Raw genomic sequence first — 19,547 nt, forward strand, 5'->3', positions numbered from 1 at the left:
ATCCCGGCAAGCCAGCGCCGATATTTGTGCGCAATCTGGCGTCAACCTGGCACGAACTGTCATTAATGCTGCTGCAAATGCCCATAAAGTTTGGCGTACAAACCACCTTCGGCAATCAGTTGCTGATGGTCACCATCCTCGGCAATTTGCCCACCGTCGAACACTAGCACCCGATCGGCCTGCTTCACCGCCGACAACCGATGCGCAATGATCAGCGTGGTGCGGTGGCTCAGGAACCGCGCCAGCGCCTGGTGCAGGTTGTATTCGGTGGCCGCGTCCAGCGCCGAGGTGGCCTCATCGAGAATCACTACCTTGGGTTCGGCCAGCACCATCCGCGCGATCGCCAGCCGTTGCCGCTGGCCACCGGACAAACGCACACCTGAACGTCCGACAATGCTGTCCAAACCATCAGGCAACGCTCGAACAGTTTGGTTCAGCTGGGCAATTTCCAGCGCTTGCCAGCACGCCTCGTCGCTGCGCACACGGCCCATCGTCAGGTTGGCGCGAACGGTGTCGTTGAACAGCGCGGGGTGTTGCAGGACCACGGCGACGTTTTCGCGCACGGTCTCCAGGCCGATTTCTTGCTGGGTCGAGCCACCGAAACGGATGGTCCCGGCGAGGGGCGTGTACAACCCGAGCAGCAATTGCACCAGCGTGCTTTTGCCGCCGCCACTGGCGCCGACGATCGCCACTTTCTCGCCGGGGGCGATGGAAAGGTCCATCTGGTTCAACACCAACTCGTCACCGTACCCGAAACTCAAGCCCTGGACTTCGATGCCCACGGTGTCCCGCCCCTGGAACGGATCGACACCGCCGGGGTATTGCGGCTCATCGGCGCGGGCCAGCAGCTCGTTGATACGCGACAGCGCACCGCCCGCGGCGTAATAGGCGTACTGCAAATTGAGCAGCTGCTCCACCGGACCGATCATGAACCACAGGTAGCTGAACACCGCCAGCATCTGGCCGATGGACAAGTCGGAGAACAACACGGTGAGCATCGCCGCTGCGCGAAAAATATCGATGCCGAACTGGAACAGCAGGCCACTGGCGCGGTTCGACGCATCCGTTTTCCACTGTGAGTTCACCGCGTAATCGCGCACTTCCCGGGCTCGTTGGCCCAGACGCCCGAGGAAAAACCCCTGACGGTTACCGGCGCGTACTTCCTGAATCGAGTCGAGGGTTTCGGTCAGGGCCTGGGTGAAACGCGAGGTGCTGTCGTTCTCGAGTTTCTTCAGGTGCTTGACCCGCTTGCCCAGTTGCACCGTGGCGTAGATCACCAGCGGATTGAACAGCATGATCAGCAGCGCCAGCTTCCAGTGCATCCAGATCAGGATGCTCGCGGTGCCAACCAGGGTCAGCATCGCCACCAGGAATCGACTCAGTGTCTCGCCGACAAATTTGTCCAGCGTGTCCAGGTCCGTCACCAGGTGCGTGGTCACCGTGCCGCTGCCCAGGCTTTCGTACTCGCCCAGGGAAATGCGCTTGAGCCGTTCGATCAGCCGTATGCGGATGCGATACACGATGTCTTTGGCCAGCGCCGCGAACAACTTCGCCTGCACCACGTTGAACAGCAAGGCGCCACAACGCAGGAACAAGGTCACCAGCAGCATCAGGCCGATATAGCCCGCCGCTTTCTGCCAGCCTTCAGGCAACGCGTGGTTCATGATTTTCAGCGCGGAATCGCCGTGCCCCAGCAGCACTTCGTCTACCAGCAAGGGCAGAAGCAGAGGAATCGGCACGCTGCACAGGGTGGCCAACACCGCCACGCCATTGGCGATCCACAGGGATTTTTTATGGTGAAGGGCCAAGCGACGTATTTCAGCCCAACTCAATCGATCGACACGCTTGGGAGCTGGCGTGTCATCGGGCACGTCATGCACAGGCAGCGCGCTCCAGCCAGCGGCCGAGCAACGGAGACAATACGCTGAGCGGCTGATAGCCATTGGTCAACAGCGCCAATTGCCCATTACGTTCGGCCAACAGCGTAGGGAATCCGGCGATGCCGAGGTCCTGGACCCAGGTGAAATCGGCAGCGGTCGCGGCGTGCTGATCGGCACGGTCGAACGCGGCGGCAAACTCGATGCGTGGCAGGCCGGCTTGCTCGGCCAACTCGACCAGCACACTGGCGTGGGTGACGTCTCGACCTTCAGCATAGAACGCGTGCTGAATCAGCCCGAGCAGTTTCCACGCGCAATCCGGTGCCAGGTTGCGTGCCGTCACCAGCGCCCGGCACGCAGGCTCGGTGTCATAGACAAATCCGTCAGGCAGCGCGCCTTCGATTTTGAACGGTTGGCCGGTGGCCTCGGTGACGGCTTGCCAGTGCTCAAGGATATAGCGCCGGGTGGTCGGCTCCAGCGCCGCACCGCTGCCAGTGCGCAAACCGCCCACCACCAGATGCAATTCCACCCCCGCCGCGTGCGCCTGCTCGACCAGCGCGTTGGCGACGGGCGCAAAGCCCCAGCACCAGGAACACATAGGGTCCATCACATAGAGCAGGCGTTGGGCAGACATGGTTCAAGCCTCTGAAGGAGTTTGCTTGTAGTTGTAGCCGATCGGGTGAGGCAGGTTGCGCGCCTTGGCCAGTTCGATCTGATTCTGCCGATCAATGGCGCTGCGACGGGTTTTCTCGCTCAGCGTATCCCAACAATGCGGGCAGCTGATGCCGGCCACATAATGCTCGGACGCGCGGTCTTCTACGCTCACCGGCGTACGACAGGCATGACATTGATCGTAGTCGCCTTCGCTGAGGTCATGGCGCACGGTCACGCGGTTGTCGAACACAAAGCAGTCGCCCTGCCATTTGGTTTCTTCCTGCGGTACCTCTTCGAGGTACTTCAGAATGCCGCCCTTGAGGTGATAGACCTCGTCGAAACCCTGGCTGAGCATGTAGCTCGACGCCTTCTCACAACGGATGCCGCCGGTGCAGAACATTGCGACTTTCTTGTGCACGGCCGGGTCGAAATGGGCTTTGATGTAGTCGGGGAATTCGCGAAAACTGGTGGTTTTCGGGTCGATGGCGCCTTCGAAGGTGCCGATCGAGACCTCGTAATCGTTGCGGGTGTCGATCAACAGCACTTCAGGATCGCTGATCAGCGCATTCCAGTTCTGTGGATCGACGTAGGTGCCGACCTTTTTGTTCGGGTCCACACCTTCGACGCCGAGGGTGACGATTTCTTTCTTGAGTTTGACCTTGGTGCGGTAGAACGGCTGGTCGTCGCAGTACGACTCTTTGTGGTCGATATCGTCCATGCGCGGGTCGTTCTTGAGCCAGGCCATCAGCCCGTCAATGCCCTCACGGCTGCCGGACACGGTGCCGTTGATGCCTTCTTCGGCAATCAGCAGCGTGCCTTTGATGCCGTTGTCGACCATGGCTTGCAGCAATGGCTCGCGCAGGGCGACGTAGTCTTCCAGAGTGACGAACTTATACAGTGCCGCCACGACAATCTGTTGTGTCATGGGTGATTCTCCAGGTGGCTACCCTCGTAAAGGGTGAACCGGATTCCAAAAAAAACGCGCCGGGTGAGCGGCGCGTTGCGGATTCTAGCAAAAAACGTGGGTTTAATGCTTGCTGCCGCCCGCACAGGTCGGCGAGGCCGGAGCCGCGTCGATCTGTGCCCATTCTTCCGGCGTGTAGGTATGCAGCGCCAACGCATGGAACTCACCCATCAGCTCGCCGAGCGTGCCGTAGACTTTCTGGTGACGCTTGACGCGGTTGAGCCCTTCGAACTGCTGGCTGACCACCACAGCCTTGAAGTGGGTCTGCAACCCACGGCTGTGCATGTGGCTTTCATCCAGCACTTGCAGATGCTGCGGCTGCAACAGGCCCAGCGTCGATTCGATGCGTTGTTGCATGGTCATACCCAACTCCGCTTAAGGCTTTTTCTTGGCTGGAGCGGCGGCGCCTTTAGGCTCCAGCTCGGCAGTCATGTCAGCCAGCAGTTTGTTGACCACAGGCACCGCGCTTTCCAGCTTGGCTTGAGTCATCTGGGCCGATTGCTGAGTCAGCTGCGGCATTTTTTCCAGGACTTTCTTGCCCAGTGGCGACTGGTAGAACGCGACCAGGTCTTTCAGCTCCGATTCGCTGAAGTTGGTGGTGTAGAGCTTGACCATGTCCGGCTTCAGCTTGTTCCAGCCAATGGCTTGGTCCAGCGCGGCGTTGGCTTTGGCCTGGTAGGTTTCCAGCAAGGCTTTTTTCGACTCAGGGGCTTTGGTCTGTTGAAAGCGCTGAGCGAACATTTGCTGCACTTGCATGTACACCGGAGTGCCCAATTTGTCAGCGTGCGCCAGGGTCAGGAAAGCTTCGGCACTGGCGTTGTGGCTGGCGGTATCGGCAAAAACAGGGCCGCTGGCGCAAACCAGTGCAACCGCGGTACAGATGGCACGAAGACGAGTCATCGAGTTTCCTTTTCTAGCAGGCGAGGTAAAACCCCAAGGGCGTCCATTCTGCGCCTAAAAAAGTGTGTCACTCAACCCCAAGCCTTGTCAGGCCTGAATTAGAGGGGGTGAACGGTCAAAATCCAGACTGATGGAACCACGGCCGGCGATCACGGCCTAAACTGCGCTATCGACCTACAGGAGTGTGCAAGATGAGCCGTATCGAAACCGACAGCCTTGGCCAGGTGGAAGTCCCGGATGAAGCCTACTGGGGCGCTCAGACGCAACGCTCGCTGATTAATTTCGCCATTGGCAATGAACGCATGCCGCTGGCCGTGCTGCACGCACTGGCCCTGATCAAGAAAGCCGCGGCGCGGGTCAATGACCGCAACGGCGACCTGCCCGCCGACATCGCCCGCCTGATCGAACAGGCCGCCGACGAAGTGCTCGACGGCAGCCACGACGACCAATTCCCGCTGGTGGTCTGGCAGACCGGCAGCGGCACCCAGAGCAACATGAACGTCAACGAAGTGATCGCCGGTCGCGCCAACGAACTGGCCGGCAATCCGCGTGGCGGCAAAACACCTGTTCACCCCAACGATCACGTCAACCGATCCCAAAGCTCCAACGACTGCTTCCCGACCGCCATGCACATTGCCACCGTTCAGGCGGTGCAGCAGCATCTGCTGCCGGCAATAAGTGAACTCTCTGGCGGCCTGGCCGAGTTGTCGGCGCGGCACATGAAACTGGTCAAGACTGGTCGTACCCACATGATGGACGCCACGCCGATCACCTTCGGCCAGGAACTCTCGGCGTTCATCGCGCAACTGGATTACGCCGAACGGGCGATCCGCAGCGCATTGCCGGCGGTCTGTGAACTGGCGCAGGGCGGCACCGCGGTCGGCACCGGGCTGAACTCACCCCATGGTTTTGGTGAGGCGATCGCTGCGGAATTGGCCGCCCTCTCCGGCCTGCCGTTCGTCACCGCGCCGAATAAATTCGCCGCGCTGGCCGGCCATGAGCCGCTGACCACCCTGTCGGGGGCGCTGAAAACCCTCGCCGTGACCCTGATGAAAATCGCCAACGACTTGCGGCTGCTGGGTTCCGGGCCGCGTGCAGGTTTTGCCGAAGTGAAACTGCCAGCCAACGAGCCGGGCAGCTCAATCATGCCGGGCAAGGTCAATCCGACCCAGTGCGAAGCGCTGTCGATGTTGGCGTGTCAGGTCTTGGGCAACGACGTCGCCATTGGTTTTGCGGCGAGTCAGGGGCACTTGCAGCTGAACGTGTTCAAACCGGTGATCATCCACAACCTGCTGCAATCGATCCGCCTGCTGGGCGATGGCTGCAGCAACTTCCAGCAGCATTGCATCGCCGGGCTTGAACCGGATGCGGCAAAAATGGCTGAACACCTTGAACGTGGATTGATGCTGGTGACCGCGCTGAATCCGCATATCGGCTACGACAAATCGGCAGAGATTGCCAAGAAGGCCTACAACGAGGGGCTGACGTTGCGTGAAGCGGCGTTGCAGTTGGGGTATCTGACGGATGAGCAGTTTGATGCCTGGGTAAGGCCGGAGAATATGTTGGAAGCTGGCGCCAAGGGCTGAATCTAGTCGTGACTGGCAGTCCGCCATCGCAGGCAAGCCAGCTCCCACAGGTTTTGTGTCGTTCACGGAAATTGTGACCGGCGCAAAACCTGTGGGAGCTGGCTTGCCTGCGATGAACGATAACGCAGTTTAACTGGCCGCCATCCGCACCTTGCGAGCCTTGAGCCCGGCAATCAACGACGGCCCCAACGCCACCAACGCCGAACCCACCACCACCAACACCGCCCCGCCATACCCCAGACCATTGATCGTCTCGGCATGCACGTACTCCGGCCACGCCCACGCTGCCACGGCCACCGCGCCAAACGTCACTAACGGCGTAATAGCCAGTGTCGCACTGACCCGCGAAGCTTCCCAATGGGCCAGCGCTTCGGCAAAGGCGCCATAGGCGATCAAGGTGTTCATGCAGCACGCCAGCAGCAACCAGCCTTGCAGCGGACTCAATTGCAGTGCTTCCAGCGGATGCACCCACGGCGTCAGCAACAGCGCGCAGAACAGGTAGATCACCATCATCACCTGCAGCGAATTCCACACCGTCAGCAATTGCTTCTGCCCCAGCGCGTAAAACGTCCAGACCGTCGACGCCAACAGCACCAGCAACACGCCCGCGGTGTAATCGGTCAACGAGGTCAACAACTCGGTCAAGCGTTGATTAAAGAAAAGTGCGAAGCCAATCAGCAGCACCAGCAAACCAATCCCCTGCCCCACACTGAACCGTTCCTTGAACACAAACAGACTGGCGATCAGCAACATGATCGGGCCCATCTGCACCACCAGTTGCGCGGTGCCGGGGCTGAGCAGGTTCAGGCCCATCAGGTACAACACGTAGTTGCCGACCAGACCGAGCACCGCCATCAACACCAGCCAGCCACCGCGCGGGCCGAGGACTTTGCGGCTCGGCAAGCGTTTGGTCGCCGCCAGATAAATGAACAGACACCCACCGGACACCGTCAGGCGAAACCAGGTCACCGTCACCGGGTCCATCACCAGCAGGACCTGTTTGAGTTTGATCGGCAGGATTCCCCACAGAACCGCGGTCAACAAGGCCAGGAACAGACCGTAAACCCAGCGACCGGATGAAATGTGCATGCGAACCCCAAAGCCAGATGGCAAGAAACACCATTCTAGGCGCAGAGCCCGGCGCGACACAGGGACAGTTGGCGACTGGCCGCGAATGAAACTGTGCAGGTCGCACCATTAATTTGGCGATGTGCCGTCGATCAGTTGCTCAGGCGCCGCAAGTGGTTCATGCATAAGCTCATTGGATCCGCCAACTGGAACAACCTTCAGGAGATTGCCATGTACGGCATGCGCGCCCAGGACAACGCCCCCGCCACGCACTTTCGCTGCGACCGGGTGTGTCGTGTGAATGGGGAGTTGTATTTCAGCACCCGGGAAAACACGCTGGAGGGGCCGTTTGATAATCCGCAGGCGGCAGAGCGGGAGATTCAGGCTTATATCGCGCGGATGCAGCTTGTGGGTGCCCACAGTTAGACCGAGGCGCCTGCATCGCGGGTAAGCCCGCTCCCACAGTGATTGGCGGCGATCAAAAATATCGCGTTCGCCACAAAACCTGTGGGAGCGGGCTTGCCCGCGATGGCTATTTCACAGTCGCTACAAATTCTGAGGTTTTTAACGCACCGCTTCAAACAACCCGGTCGCCCCCATCCCGCCACCCACACACATGGTGACGACGCCGTAACGCAAATTACGTCGCTGAAGTTCTCGCACAATGTGCCCGACCTGACGCGACCCCGTCATGCCGAACGGGTGACCAATGGAAATCGAGCCGCCATTGACGTTGTACTTGTCGTTATCGATCTCCAGGCGGTTGCGGCTGTACAGGCACTGCGAAGCAAACGCTTCGTTGAGTTCCCACAGATCAATGTCGGCCACCTGCAAACCCTTGGCCTTGAGCAATTTCGGCACCGAGAACACCGGACCGATGCCCATCTCGTCCGGCGCGCACCCGGCCACCGTGAAACCACGGAAGAATGCCTTTGGCTTGAGTCCCAGTGCCAGGGCTTTTTCCAGGCTCATGACCAGCGTCATCGAAGCCCCATCGGACAGTTGCGACGAGTTACCCGCCGTCACCGAACCGTCCTCGGCAAACACCGGTTTCAACCCGGCCAGGCTTTCCAGGGTGGTGTCCGGGCGGTTGCAGTCATCGCGATCGACGATCCCGTCGAGGATCTGGATCTGACCGGTGGCCTTGTCTTCAACCCGGTACTTCACCGCCATCGGCACGATTTCATCATCGAACAAGCCAGCGGCCTGAGCCTGAGCCGTCCGCTGCTGACTTTGCAGGGCATACAGATCCTGCTCCTGGCGACTGACGTTGTAGCGGCGTGCGACGATTTCGGCGGTCTGGCCCATGGGGAAGTAGATGCCCGGCACCTGCTCTTTCAGAAGCGGGTTGATCAGGTTGTCGGTGTTGACGCTTTTCATGGTCAGGCTGATGGATTCGACGCCACCGGCCACGATGATGTCGCTGCAGCCCGATGCGATCTGGTTGGCAGCGATGGCGATGGCCTGCAAGCCCGATGAGCAGAACCGGTTTAGGGTCATACCGGCGGTGCCGATACCCAAACGCGACAACACCGCGACGTTGCGACCGATGTTGTAACCCTGGGCGCCTTCGTTGGAGCCCGCACCGACGATGCAATCCTCAACGCTGGCCGGGTCGATCCCGGTACGCGCCAACAAGGCATCGACACAATGCGCCGCCATGTCATCGGGACGGGTCTGGTTGAACTTGCCGCGAAAGGATTTGGCCAGGCCGGTCCGCACGCTGTCGACGATCACCACTTCACGCATGGCATACCTCATTGTTGTTGTCGGTTGAGAGTGGACCGAGCATAAGTCCACCCCATAACCGACCGCGACAATCATTCACCCCGCGTATGCGTAACCATCGGCTCACGGCTTGTGTTTTTTGGCCTTCTTGTCGTGCTTGTCTGATTTCTCGAACGCTTCTTCCAGCGCCTGGTTGATCGTGCGCAGGACCTTGACCCGGGCCCAGCGCTTGTCATTGGCCTCCACCAGGGTCCACGGCGAGATTTCGGTGCTGGTGCGGTCAACCATATCGCCGACGGCCGCGCGGTAAGCGTCCCACTTGTCCCGGTTGCGCCAGTCGTCTTCAGTGATCTTGAAACGCTTGAAGGGGATTTCTGCTCTCGCTTCGAAACGCTCCAGTTGCGTCTCCTTGTCGATGGCCAGCCAGAACTTGACCACGATGACGCCCGACTCGTAAATCTGCTCTTCGAAATCATTGATCTCGCTGTAGGCCCGCAGCCAGTCCGCGGGCGGACAGAAGCCTTCGACTCGCTCCACCAGCACACGCCCGTACCAGGAACGATCGAACACCGTGAACTTGCCCTTGGCCGGAAGGTGTCGCCAGAAGCGCCACAAATACGGTTGCGCCCGCTCCTCCTCGGTGGGCGCGGCAATCGGCACGATGCTGTATTGGCGTGGATCGAGCGCCGCCGCGACGCGACGAATCGCCCCACCCTTGCCGGCCGCATCATTGCCTTCGAACACCGCGACCAAAGCATGGCGCTTCATGCGTTTGTCGCGCATCAGGCCCGAGAATCGTGCCTGCTCGGTAATCAGTTGCTCTTCGTAATCGTCCTTGTCCAGTTGTTGGCTCAAGTCGAGGCTGTCGAGCAGGTTCAACTGATCGACATGGATCGGCAGTGGCGCAGCGTTGACTTTGGCGGGATGAATCCTGGATCGCTTCAAGGCACTTTGCAGACCTTCGAGCAGGATTTTGCCCACTGCCAGACTGCGGTAATGCGCATCCACGCCTTCAATCACATGCCAAGGCGCGTAGTCGCGGCTGGTACGGCGCAACACGCGCTCGCCGTACTTCACGAATTTGTCGTAGGTCCGGGATTGTTGCCAGTCCAGCGGACTGATGCGCCAGCTGTGCAAGGGGTCGTCGGCGAGTGCCTTGAGGCGCGCCTTCATTTGCTTCTTGGAGAGGTGAAACCAGAACTTGAAGATCAGCGCGCCTTCGTCGCAGAGCATTTTTTCAAAACGCTCGGACTGGTTGATCGCTTGATCCAGTACCGCGTCCTTGAACAACCCATGGACACGGCCCTGCAGCATCTGGCTGTACCAGTTGCCGAAGAAAACCCCCATGCGCCCCTTGGCCGGGAGCATCCGCCAATACCGCCAGGCCGGAGGGCGCGCCAATTCTTCATCGGTCTGCTGATCGAAGGTGCGGACTTCGATCAGGCGCGGGTCCATCCACTCGTTGAGCAACTTGACCGTCTCGCCTTTGCCGGCGCCTTCGATGCCGTTGATCAGGATGATCACCGGAAAGCGCTTTTGCTGCTGAAGTTCGAACTGCGCTTCGAGCAACGCTTCACGCAGCGCCGGTTCTTCAGCTTCGTAAGTTTCTTTGTCGATGGCGTGACCGATTTCAGCAGATTCGAACATGGATGGCTCCCTTCCCGGATTGAGCAAGACTAGCGGATTGAGCCGCTAGTCAGCAGAGAAAATTCCCTGCGACTTGGGCTTGAGTGGATAGGGGGCTTGCCACAAAGCAACTATTTTCCCAGACACCCCCACTGTGGCACTTGCCATGGATCAAGCACCGCCACGGCGATCAGCTAGAATGGCCGCCTTGCCGTTGCCGAGCCTGCCATGAAACCTGTATTGCCTCACGCCCAACTTGACTGGGACGACCAGGGTCGCCCGTATTCGCGGGTGTTCGACGACGTCTATTTTTCGGACAAGTCAGGCCTTGAAGAAACCCGATACGTATTCCTCGAACAAAACGGTTTGCGCGAACGCTTCGCCGCGTTGCCGGACGGCGGGCGATTGGTCATTGGCGAAACCGGTTTCGGCACCGGGCTTAACTTCCTCTGCGCCTGGCAGCTGTTCGAACAGCACGCGGTGGCCGGGGCGCGACTGCATTTTGTCAGCGTCGAAAAGTACCCGCTGAGCCAAACAGACTTGCAGCGGGCCCTGGCCTTATGGCCGGAACTCAAACCGTTTGCCGATCAATTGCTGGCGCAATACGTGGCGATCCATCAAGGCTTCCAACGGCTGGTTCTGGACAAGGGTCGCATCACGCTGACGCTACTGATCGGCGATGCGCTGGAGCAACTGCCGCAACTGGACGCACAAATTGATGCGTGGTTTCTCGATGGTTTTGCCCCGGCAAAAAACCCCGACATGTGGACCGCCGAACTGTTCGCCGAACTGGCGCGTCTGGCCGCGCCCGGCTCGACCCTCAGCACTTTCACCAGTACCGGTTGGGTACGCCGCCTGCTGAACGCGGCGGGCTTCAAGATGAAGCGCACGCCCGGCATCGGCCACAAATGGGAAATCCTGCGCGGCGTGTTTCTCGGCTGGCCTGAAGACGCCCCGACAGCCGCCGCCCCAAAACCCTGGTTTGCACGCCCGAGACCAGCAACCGGCGAACGTCATGCGCTGGTGATCGGCGCAGGCCTGGCCGGTTGCGCCACCGCCGCCAGCCTGGCGGCGCGAGGTTGGCGCGTCAGTTTGCTGGAGCGGCACGATGCACTCGCGCAGGAAGCTTCGGGTAATCCACAGGGCGTGCTGTACCTCAAGCTTTCGGCCCACGGCACGGCATTGTCGCAGTTGATTGTCAGTGGTTTCGGCCACACCCGGCGCCTGCTGGAGCATTTGCAGCGCAGCGTCGACTGGGACGATTGCGGCGTGCTGCAACTGGCCTTCAATGCCAAGGAAGCAGAGCGTCAGGCGCAATTGGCGCAAGCGTTTCCCGAAGATTTGCTGCACACGCTCGATCGAGAACACGCCGAGATTCGCGCGGGGATCGCGTTGCAATCGGGTGGTTTGTTTTACCCCGAAGGCGGTTGGGTGCATCCGCCAGCCCTGTGCGCATGGCAAGCGGCGCATCCAGATATCCAGCTCCTGCCCCATCACGATGTACTGGAATTGCGTCGTGTGGAGGGGCAATGGCAAGCGTGGGATGGCCACAGGTTGCTGGCCAGCGCGCCGATGGTGGTGCTGGCCGGTGCTGCAGACATCAAGCGTTTCGACTTCAGCAGCGATTTGCCGCTCAAACGTATTCGCGGACAGATCACCCGCCTGCCCCAGACACCTGCAAGCCAGAGCCTGAGCACCGTGGTGTGCGCCGAGGGTTATGTTGCGCCGGCCCGCCTGGGTGAACACACCCTGGGCGCGAGTTTCGACTTCAACAACGACGACCTGACGCCCACCACCGCCGAGCATGCCGGCAACCTGCAGATGCTCGAAGAAATCTCCCTGGACCTGGTCGCCCGACTCGGCGCAGACGCCTTACAACCCGAGGCACTTGAAGGTCGCGCAGCGTTTCGCTGCACCAGCCCGGATTACCTGCCGATTGTCGGCCCTTTGGCTGACAGCCAGGCCTTCGCCCACGCCTACATCGCCCTGAGCAAGGATGCCCGGCAAACGCCGGACATCCCTTGCCCATGGCTGGACGGCATGTACGTCAACAGCGGCCACGGTTCGCGAGGACTGATCACCGCGCCGTTGTCTGGCGAGTTGCTGGCAGCCTGGCTCGACAACGAACCGCTGCCGTTGCCCAGATCCGTGGCCGAGGCCTGTCATCCAAATCGCTTTGCCTTGCGGCGACTGATTCGAGGCAAGGCTTGAGGCGTTCAATCCAGTGCAAAGCAAGTCCTTGACTCATCAGCCTTAATGGCCGCCTCGGTCAGACTCTTTAACAAAGCAGTCTCGGCCTTCTTCAACTCAGCTGCGATGCCGTCGACCTGTGGGCGATAGCCCGCGCCAAGCGTCGCCTCGTTTTCGAAGGCCGTTTCCATCCGCACGTGAAAGGGGGCAGTCAGGTCGGTGAACTGTTTGCCATGATGCTGTCGCAAAAAGTCGCTCCAGAATGTGCGGCCACAGATGTAAGTCGATAGTTCGGATGAGATTTCTTCGGTAATCACCTTGTTGTAGGCAACATCCAGATCATTGGCTTTTACACCACTTAGCGATGCATAACGCATATGCCTGGGCTGACCGACCAGTTCGAGCCTGTCGACCAGGCCGGTGCGATAAGCCAGCTCCACTTCCACTGCATCGAGTGCAGGATCAGCCTTGGCCTTTTCCCGAGCCATTCTGGAAAGACTATCCAGACGGAACAGGCTTCGTCCGAGTCTCAATAACCGAGCAGCCTGATCATGGGCATTCGCGGAATGTCGAACCACCCTGTCGATCTCGACGGCGACCTCAAGATTGCTGAAGATCGCCGCCGCGTCATCGGCGCAATTGGCTTTCACTGCCATCGACAGCAATTGAGTGCATAACGCCGAGTCAGCCTGAGTCGCCTCAATGACACTCCAGACCCGCCGGGTCATGTCTTCGTTCACAAAGCGGCTATCCGCCGAGTTCCCGACTTCTGCCAGCAATTCAAAGAACTCTTTCGAACCGGGTTCGTTCTTCAGCGCCAGCCATGCACGATTACGACCGGCATAGGTCTCTTCAGCCGGTTTGGGCATCCACAGGTCGCGAGCCCTTTGATCATTGAGCACCGCGGTTTCATTTTGCAGTAGCCCCAACCCGATGCCGGTTCTGTTTCGGTAGGTCTGCAGGCTTGTACGGCTCGCCGCGGATATGGGGTTATGGCGCAGATTGATCGCCAGAGCGAATCGCTGAGGGAGTTGGAACAGCCACTGAGGCAACTCCCGAATCTGGTTTCCCCGCAGGTCCACAAAGTCCAGATACGGCAAGCGGGAAAGCCCGACAGGCAGTTCCGTCGCGTGAGTATCGCGCAGGAGCAGTACTTGTAGATCCAGCATTTTGCTGACATCAATCGTGGCCCCCAAACGATTGCCGCTGAGCCCCAACGTGCGCAAATTGCGCATGTCGGCCAGTTTACGCAAGGTGTGTTCGGTCAGCGCTATCTGGTTACCCCCCAGCCTCAAGTGCTGGAGGTCAGGCATGTGCGACAACACTTCAGGCAATCGTGTGAGTTGATTGCGGTCCAGTTCCAGAGTGACAAGCCGTTTGAACGGTTTGAGGAAATACGCCAGTTCATCGCCCGCCTGCATGTCCTTGATTGAAAGGCTGCGCACATGGGCGACATCCTGTTCGGTCAGCGTTGGCAACGGGCCTGCAGGGTTGCGCTCCAGCGCGAGCGCAGTAGAAGGCTGATTTTGCCAGGCTATCCGGCGCCAGCATTTTTCGATGGCATTGGCCACCTGACGACGGCTGACACGGATATCGTTGAGCGACCCCGGTAGCTTCTTCATTTGCACTTCATCGTCACGCCAGGTGTACAACACGCCGAGCAGGTTTTTCAGTTGCTGTTGCAGCTCCTTGATTCGATTCACCCGCTGCGTCTGGGTGCTGCCGGCGTTGTCGAGAAACGACGAAACCTGAGCATCCGTGAACAACGGATAGAGCTTTTTGACTTTACGAATCAAGCCCTTTGCATAAGAGCCCGCGGTGGGGGGATCCGCCTGGACACAGGCAGAAAGGTGCTTCGGTGTTTCACTGCGCTCACCCCGTAGCACCCGGCCAGCATGTGCCGGATCGCCGCTGGCGGCCCTCGACAAGCGTGACCGTAGCGTCGGAACATCCAGCCTGTCGGTGCCAGTGAATCCCATGCGGGTGCGCTGGGCGGCAGACAATGCATCCAGTATCGACTCAAGCAGTGTGTCGCTCGTCAGCGTGGAAGACACATTGCCATTGGTTTGGGTGACTTGATAGCCGTTGGACGTCTTGACGATTACCCCGCGCGCCTGCGCATCTGCCTCGCCCACGCTGTCCAGCAAGGTACCGGTCGCTGAACCCTGTCGCACTTCAAGTCGACAGCTGTTATCCCAGCCTTGCACCCTATCCATCATCCCGATCGTCAGCTTGTCGGTGTCGGCATTGGCCAGTTGCGGGAGATGCAACCCGGTGAGCGCACGGTCCTGCCTGATCAACGCCTGTGCCTCATTGACCTGCCGGGCGAGATCCACTCCGAGGATCTTGCGGTCACGCAGAAAGCTGCGATCTATACCAGAGGCGTTATCCAGCAGTTCCTGACACACCTTTGTGGGAAGGTCAGCGGCGTGCTCGCGCAGTATCGCCACGTTACCGGTGGCGGTACCGTCCCAGGTTTTATAGAGCCATTGAAACAGCGGCTGGCGATGACTTTTTAGGCGTGTCGCGATCCTCTTTGCCAACAGCTGCGATTTCGATTCAGTGGTCGTGCGACCGATGATGCCCTCCACTTCTTTCGGATAGAGGCCACTGATGACAGTATCGAGCAGTTTCCCCGAATCCAGATCCGACTGAAGGACGTGCATGCTGTTGACGTCATCATCGTATGGTCCTGTCTCGGGGAAGCGGGACACGACCAGGTCCTCCTTGTCGCGCACTTCAATGAAGCGCTCCGCCGGCCAGCCGGGCAGCCTCGGCAGTGTATGCAGTTGCTCCTGAATGAAGTCCTTGTTCGCGGTCTCTCCCCGCTCCATTGCCGCGACCATCGAGGTAATGCGGCGGTCAATCCTGAAGCGCTCGACACAGTCGTTCAGCCGTTGCGGTAACTTGAGGTGGCTTTCATGGAGCTGGTGCAACTTGCCAGGCGTCATGTCGGTGATGTCGGCAATCGCTTCCAGATCACTGCCGAGATCGCCCAGACGCGGGTCCGTTCGCCCCAATGCATAAGCACCGTCGCGCCATTCGTGCGCGTGTTCATAAACATGCCGCCAGCCACCTTCCACATTTCGTTCCACTGCAGGCTGGAAGGCGTCAGTGCGCACAGGATGATTGAGGGTCCATGCCGATCCCGCAGCGTTGCGGGTGGCTCGATAAGGCGCTCCTTCCATGACGATCGACGTCTGTCCGGCATGCCGGTAAAGCCCTTGCGAATCAGGTTGCACGTCAACTGGCAGAGCCGTGGTCTGTTTATAGGGTTCGAAGTCGGGTTTCCATAGTCTTGCTTTGCCATCAGCACGAGTGATGGCCTCAAAACCGTCGAAGAATGCCGCCTGCTCCTTCACACCCTTACTGATAGCTGTCGCGACGACTTTTCCGCCGATGGCAAAAGCAGCCAGCTGCGCGATGTTTTCCACAGCACTCAGCAAGTGGGACAACGCCTCGGCGCGCTCGCTGTGCGACCAGTCAACCACACCCTCATACACCTCGCTGACGATGTCGACGACAGCCGCTCCCAGCATCAATTGGCCAACCACGGGTACGAAAAAAGCAGCTGCGTTCAATAAAAGAAGACCGCCATCCAGCAATGTCTGAAGGGTTTTTTCTCGTTGTTGCTCATCGACATCTTCAGTCGGCACGGCAAGCATTCGCGCGTTTTTTTGAGTCGTGCTGACAAAAGTACTGAAGAAAAAATCGGCAAGGCAAGTGTCGGCGGGAGCGGCAGCGAGCGTGCCCGAGGACTTGTCCTTGTCAAACTGGGTAAAAAAACCGGTTTTATCGTGGCCGTTCAGGTACTGCTCGGCGAACGACTTTCTGTAGTTTTTGCTTTGCAAATGGAGGGTAAGGTAGACCTTGAACTCATCCAGCGAGTCGTATTCATACAGCGGTCGCCGGGGTTCGTTCGGCATGTAAACCACACATCGGGCCTTCGGCGCGGTATCGATGGAGGCTTTGGTAAATACCAGCGCCCCACAGATGCAGGTGTCATGAATCATCAAGCCCTGCCACTGCACCGGCCCGCCATCAAACAGTGCGCCTTTGGTTTGAGCCGCAGGGAGATCCTGATCGATCACACTCAGCAGCATCGTGTAAGCAGCGGGAGTGATGTTCTTTTTCAGGGAGGCCACGTGGAGGGCGACTCGCATGTCCAGCACCTTCAACCGCCGGATGTCCGCGACACTGGCCCGAGTATCGACAGGCGCATCAATTGCGGGTTTGGCCGGCAATGCCAGGGCCTCGTCGATATGGCGCTGATAGCGGGCACCCAGGTCGAGTTCACGACAGAGTTTGGCGAATTTTTCAGGGGTTATTTCAGCGCCTGATTGCGCCTGTTCATTGATTCGTATGACCGAGTCCGCCGGAATACCGCCGCTCGTCGCTTCCTCAGCGGTGAAGTTTTCCATGGCCGCCTGGAGCAGGCTCCGCGAGGTGGTAACTTCTTCTTCCGCGGAACCGAAGATTGGGAGCACACCTGTTGACGAGTAGGTTTTTTTTGTGATGTCCAGCGTGTCCCGCTCGACGTCGAAATCGTTCGTCCATTTACCCTTGAGGAACCCGGTCAGTTGCTCTTTGCAGAACGCGTCCAACGGCTTGAGCTTTTTAAGCGCCTCTGTGACCTTGCCCTGGGCAGCAAAAGACTGCTCGAACGAAATCTTCAAAGCCTGCACCACGTTCAGATCTGCAGTCGCCAACCATTGCGGAATAGATGCTTGCAGCACTTGCGCCTTGTCCAGATCGCCTGTGTGTTCCAACAACGCTTCGAGACGTTGTGCCGATGTCATTGGCACCGCCACGGGGGCGGTTGTGGAAGTCGTAGCCGGCATGAGCAATATCCTTATTGCGTTATGAGACGACCAGTTTAGGAAGCCCGTCAGGCAATTGATAATTCGAATACCGGGTTGAATTGCAGCGCATCCAAGCAGCTACTTCTATGCATCCCATCAATAATTACCGCCACGGGCAAAGCCATTTCTGCCGTGCCTGCCATTCGTCCGGCAATCCCTGCTTATAACTTATCGTTCTAAAACTCCCACAACCGAGGCGGGTCAGTTTCTGAGTACCCGCCGTTTTGGCCGGGTATCGATAAACCCTCCCCAACGGAAAAACCGGTAAGGACTTTATGTGCGGATTAGCTGGCGTTTTTGGTCCGGGGGTTTTAAAGGGCTTCAGGGGGTATTCCCCCCCCTAAATCCCCCTAAAAAACGCAGGAATGGTACAAAAAGTGGTACGAGCATTTACCGGATTTTTAATTATTTCCTGTTCGAAATCGCGTCCGTTAGCGGCGACCCAAAGCAGCCTTGAGATACCTGTGTAGCACGTTGGTTTTCTGCTCACACATGCTGATCAAAGTAGCGGCATCGTCATGCTGAAAGTTGCGGAGATGATCCTTGTAAACATCCTCGAACTTTTCTATAGGGAGCTGTTGCTCCACGCCCTCGTCATCATCCTGGTCGCTTTCATATGGTTCGTTTTCGACCGCATATCGACCGGCATACATCATCGCCACCAGTTCTAGGGCTTGGGTATGACTGAGCCTATTGAGCGAATCCCGGAGCACCTTTTCTTCTGGGGTAGGGTCTTTGAGGATGCTTTCCAATATTTGATCTCGGGTTTGATCCTGAGGGATCGCCGCTAGTCGCGCTTCCGACAAAATAATGATTTCGCGAACTGTTGCATCGGACAGATGTTGCATCACGGCTCCTAGGATTCAAATGAAGGAAGAATAATACACCGCGAATGGCGCATTGCTCCCACGGCGTCGTGCCGAGTCAAACCCTCACATTGCGCAAAATCGCAAGTTGGCCTCCCCATGCGTCCTGCCGATTGAACATCAATCCCAAAACTTTCTATTCGTCGCTCCATTCCGGCAAGTCCACAGTCTGACTTGCCAGCTCATGGGTACAGTCGCCGAGAAATTGAATGCAGCCATCGATCACGAACGAATGGCAGACACAATCACCATCAGCCCAGCAATACCGCACCAGCACCGAAGGCGTGAAGGTTGGCTTCTCAACATCGCCATTTCAGCCCCAGCGCGGTTCGGGCACATCGCCGTGCATGACTCGATGCACCATTTCGCAGCCCGGGCATTCAAACCAGAGACTCCCCTCATCTGTGGTGACCAGCACGGATGACACTCTGCGAAAGGCTGTCATGGCAAATTTTTGAAGAAAATATGGTGGCCGAGCTTCAGCGCCCGCCTGACGCCCCTCACCCGATCAGAGGGTTGGCAAAGTGGCTGCGTGTATGACCACTCTGCATTCAATGCGTCCCTATGACGCTCTTTGTCAGGCAACTTCCTGCTAACCTTCTAGACTCCCTCGAGCGGAATCGACTCGGAGGGCACGTCAAAATCGGGCAGGGCTCGTATTGAATTAGATAGGCACGCATGATCTGGGGGATGGCAGTGTTCTTAACGAAGGACGAAGTGGTCGACCTAACTGGTCACGAACGGCCAGCAATTCAAGCGCGCTGGCTTCGATCCAATGCAATACCGTTTATTCTCGGGGGAGACGGGCACCCCAAAGTCCCCAAGCAATCACTGTTAGACAAAATCGATGGCGGCAGCTCCGATAATGAAGAGCCAGAAGCGCAGGGTTGTGGGCTGGTCGATGTAAAGGAAAACTGGGACAAGGTGTCTGAGTCCATTATGGCCGATATCTTGGGTACAACCAGGCGAGCCTTGCAAGGGAAACGCGCCAGAGCCGTATTGCCAGAAGGCGTGTGGTCAAAAGTCGACGGATCAATTCTGTATAGCGTGAAGCGATATGAGGCATTTTTAGATGCTTATTGGCCCGCTTACACACCTGTTACGGATACTTTAAAACCCAACGCGACTAATCTAAGACGCCCGCGGAACGCGACGACCACCCAAGCGAAACCCATCATGTTGCTCGTGTGAAACTATTCCTTCAAATTTACTCGCACCGCGAAAAG

15 protein-coding genes are annotated in these 19,547 nt (G+C 58.5%); 4 read left to right on the forward strand and 11 right to left on the reverse strand.

All coding sequences use genetic code 11. The annotated features are described in order from the left end of the window. Nucleotides 1-62: 62 nt before the first annotated feature. From ACYZT8_RS21010 to ACYZT8_RS21030, 5 genes are all read right to left on the reverse strand, one after another. The gene (locus ACYZT8_RS21010) at nucleotides 63-1,880 is read right to left on the reverse strand and encodes an ABC transporter ATP-binding protein (RefSeq protein WP_461975592.1); all 1,818 of its coding nucleotides are present in this window, start codon (nucleotides 1,878-1,880) and stop codon (nucleotides 63-65) included. Next, complete coding sequence (locus ACYZT8_RS21015) at nucleotides 1,873-2,475, reverse strand: DsbA family protein (protein ID WP_461982579.1); 603 nt, start codon at nucleotides 2,473-2,475, stop codon at nucleotides 1,873-1,875. The genes ACYZT8_RS21010 and ACYZT8_RS21015 overlap by 8 nt, the downstream gene beginning before the upstream one ends. A gap of 39 nt (nucleotides 2,476-2,514) precedes the next feature. Further along, nucleotides 2,515-3,456 carry an oxygen-dependent tRNA uridine(34) hydroxylase TrhO gene (trhO, locus tag ACYZT8_RS21020; RefSeq protein ID WP_461975594.1) on the reverse strand — a complete coding sequence of 314 codons (942 nt, stop codon included), beginning with the start codon at nucleotides 3,454-3,456 and terminating at the stop codon, nucleotides 2,515-2,517. Nucleotides 3,457-3,558: 102 nt separating this feature from the next. Further along, a complete protein-coding gene (locus tag ACYZT8_RS21025) occupies nucleotides 3,559-3,858 on the reverse strand; it encodes a BolA family protein (RefSeq protein WP_008151216.1) in 300 nt (99 codons plus the stop codon). 12 nt (nucleotides 3,859-3,870) lie between these two features. Continuing rightward, nucleotides 3,871-4,395: a DUF2059 domain-containing protein gene (locus ACYZT8_RS21030; protein WP_461975596.1), complete on the reverse strand. Its 525-nt coding sequence runs from the start codon at nucleotides 4,393-4,395 to the stop codon at nucleotides 3,871-3,873. 191 nt (nucleotides 4,396-4,586) lie between these two features. On the opposite strand from ACYZT8_RS21030, the gene ACYZT8_RS21035 reads away from it, so the two are divergent. Continuing rightward, complete coding sequence (locus ACYZT8_RS21035; protein WP_461975598.1) at nucleotides 4,587-5,981, forward strand: class II fumarate hydratase; 1,395 nt, start codon at nucleotides 4,587-4,589, stop codon at nucleotides 5,979-5,981. Nucleotides 5,982-6,110: 129 nt separating this feature from the next. Here the strand turns inward: ACYZT8_RS21035 and ACYZT8_RS21040 are convergent, their stop codons facing one another. Beyond that, nucleotides 6,111-7,070: a DMT family transporter gene (locus ACYZT8_RS21040; protein WP_461975600.1), complete on the reverse strand. Its 960-nt coding sequence runs from the start codon at nucleotides 7,068-7,070 to the stop codon at nucleotides 6,111-6,113. Between the two features lie 210 nt (nucleotides 7,071-7,280). Between ACYZT8_RS21040 and ACYZT8_RS21045 the strand changes: the two genes are divergently transcribed. Further along, entirely contained in the window at nucleotides 7,281-7,475 is a 195-nt protein-coding gene (locus tag ACYZT8_RS21045; RefSeq protein ID WP_461982581.1) for a DUF6316 family protein, read from the forward strand. 138 nt (nucleotides 7,476-7,613) lie between these two features. Here ACYZT8_RS21045 and ACYZT8_RS21050 read toward each other — a convergent pair whose 3' ends face one another. Together ACYZT8_RS21050 and pap are read right to left on the reverse strand one after the other, a co-directional pair. Then, the gene (locus ACYZT8_RS21050) at nucleotides 7,614-8,798 is read right to left on the reverse strand and encodes a thiolase family protein (protein WP_461975602.1); all 1,185 of its coding nucleotides are present in this window, start codon (nucleotides 8,796-8,798) and stop codon (nucleotides 7,614-7,616) included. A gap of 102 nt (nucleotides 8,799-8,900) precedes the next feature. Then, a complete protein-coding gene (gene pap / locus ACYZT8_RS21055) occupies nucleotides 8,901-10,424 on the reverse strand; it encodes a polyphosphate:AMP phosphotransferase (RefSeq protein WP_461975604.1) in 1,524 nt (507 codons plus the stop codon). A 207-nt stretch (nucleotides 10,425-10,631) separates the two neighbouring features. Here pap and mnmC point away from each other — a divergent pair, with 207 nt between their 5' ends. Further along, nucleotides 10,632-12,614 (forward strand): bifunctional tRNA (5-methylaminomethyl-2-thiouridine)(34)-methyltransferase MnmC2/FAD-dependent 5-carboxymethylaminomethyl-2-thiouridine(34) oxidoreductase MnmC1, encoded by a 1,983-nt coding sequence (mnmC, locus tag ACYZT8_RS21060; protein ID WP_461975606.1) that lies wholly within the window; start codon nucleotides 10,632-10,634, stop codon nucleotides 12,612-12,614. A gap of 5 nt (nucleotides 12,615-12,619) precedes the next feature. Here mnmC and ACYZT8_RS21065 read toward each other — a convergent pair whose 3' ends face one another. The 3 genes from ACYZT8_RS21065 to ACYZT8_RS21075 form a co-directional block, all read right to left on the reverse strand. Further along, nucleotides 12,620-17,434 (reverse strand): NEL-type E3 ubiquitin ligase domain-containing protein, encoded by a 4,815-nt coding sequence (locus tag ACYZT8_RS21065; protein ID WP_461975608.1) that lies wholly within the window; start codon nucleotides 17,432-17,434, stop codon nucleotides 12,620-12,622. A 452-nt stretch (nucleotides 17,435-17,886) separates the two neighbouring features. Next, nucleotides 17,887-18,303 carry a hypothetical protein gene (locus ACYZT8_RS21070; protein WP_461975610.1) on the reverse strand — a complete coding sequence of 139 codons (417 nt, stop codon included), beginning with the start codon at nucleotides 18,301-18,303 and terminating at the stop codon, nucleotides 17,887-17,889. A 154-nt stretch (nucleotides 18,304-18,457) separates the two neighbouring features. Then, on the reverse strand, nucleotides 18,458-18,598 hold the full coding sequence (locus ACYZT8_RS21075; protein WP_461975612.1) for a hypothetical protein: 141 nt from the start codon (nucleotides 18,596-18,598) through the stop codon (nucleotides 18,458-18,460). 413 nt (nucleotides 18,599-19,011) lie between these two features. Here ACYZT8_RS21075 and ACYZT8_RS21080 point away from each other — a divergent pair, with 413 nt between their 5' ends. Further along, nucleotides 19,012-19,512 carry a DUF4224 domain-containing protein gene (locus ACYZT8_RS21080; RefSeq protein WP_461975614.1) on the forward strand — a complete coding sequence of 167 codons (501 nt, stop codon included), beginning with the start codon at nucleotides 19,012-19,014 and terminating at the stop codon, nucleotides 19,510-19,512. Nucleotides 19,513-19,547: the final 35 nt, after the last annotated feature.

This window comes from Pseudomonas sp. LB3P93, from assembly GCF_054898025.1.

Bases quoted from the DNA above. Each gene is read 5' to 3' on its own strand.
- ACYZT8_RS21070 (WP_461975610.1), bottom strand. From the start codon at position 18,303: ATGCAACATCTGTCCGATGCAACAGTTCGCGAAATCATTATTTTGTCG.
- trhO (WP_461975594.1), bottom strand. From the start codon at position 3,456: ATGACACAACAGATTGTCGTGGCGGCACTGTATAAGTTCGTCACTCTG.
- ACYZT8_RS21080 (WP_461975614.1), top strand. From the start codon at position 19,012: ATGGCAGTGTTCTTAACGAAGGACGAAGTGGTCGACCTAACTGGTCAC.
- ACYZT8_RS21050 (WP_461975602.1), bottom strand. From the start codon at position 8,798: ATGCGTGAAGTGGTGATCGTCGACAGCGTGCGGACCGGCCTGGCCAAA.
- pap (WP_461975604.1), bottom strand. From the start codon at position 10,424: ATGTTCGAATCTGCTGAAATCGGTCACGCCATCGACAAAGAAACTTAC.
- ACYZT8_RS21040 (WP_461975600.1), bottom strand. From the start codon at position 7,070: ATGCACATTTCATCCGGTCGCTGGGTTTACGGTCTGTTCCTGGCCTTG.
- ACYZT8_RS21035 (WP_461975598.1), top strand. From the start codon at position 4,587: ATGAGCCGTATCGAAACCGACAGCCTTGGCCAGGTGGAAGTCCCGGAT.
- ACYZT8_RS21015 (WP_461982579.1), bottom strand. From the start codon at position 2,475: ATGTGTTCCTGGTGCTGGGGCTTTGCGCCCGTCGCCAACGCGCTGGTC.
- ACYZT8_RS21025 (WP_008151216.1), bottom strand. From the start codon at position 3,858: ATGACCATGCAACAACGCATCGAATCGACGCTGGGCCTGTTGCAGCCG.
- ACYZT8_RS21030 (WP_461975596.1), bottom strand. From the start codon at position 4,395: ATGACTCGTCTTCGTGCCATCTGTACCGCGGTTGCACTGGTTTGCGCC.
- ACYZT8_RS21045 (WP_461982581.1), top strand. From the start codon at position 7,281: ATGTACGGCATGCGCGCCCAGGACAACGCCCCCGCCACGCACTTTCGC.
- mnmC (WP_461975606.1), top strand. From the start codon at position 10,632: ATGAAACCTGTATTGCCTCACGCCCAACTTGACTGGGACGACCAGGGT.
- ACYZT8_RS21065 (WP_461975608.1), bottom strand. From the start codon at position 17,434: ATGCCGGCTACGACTTCCACAACCGCCCCCGTGGCGGTGCCAATGACA.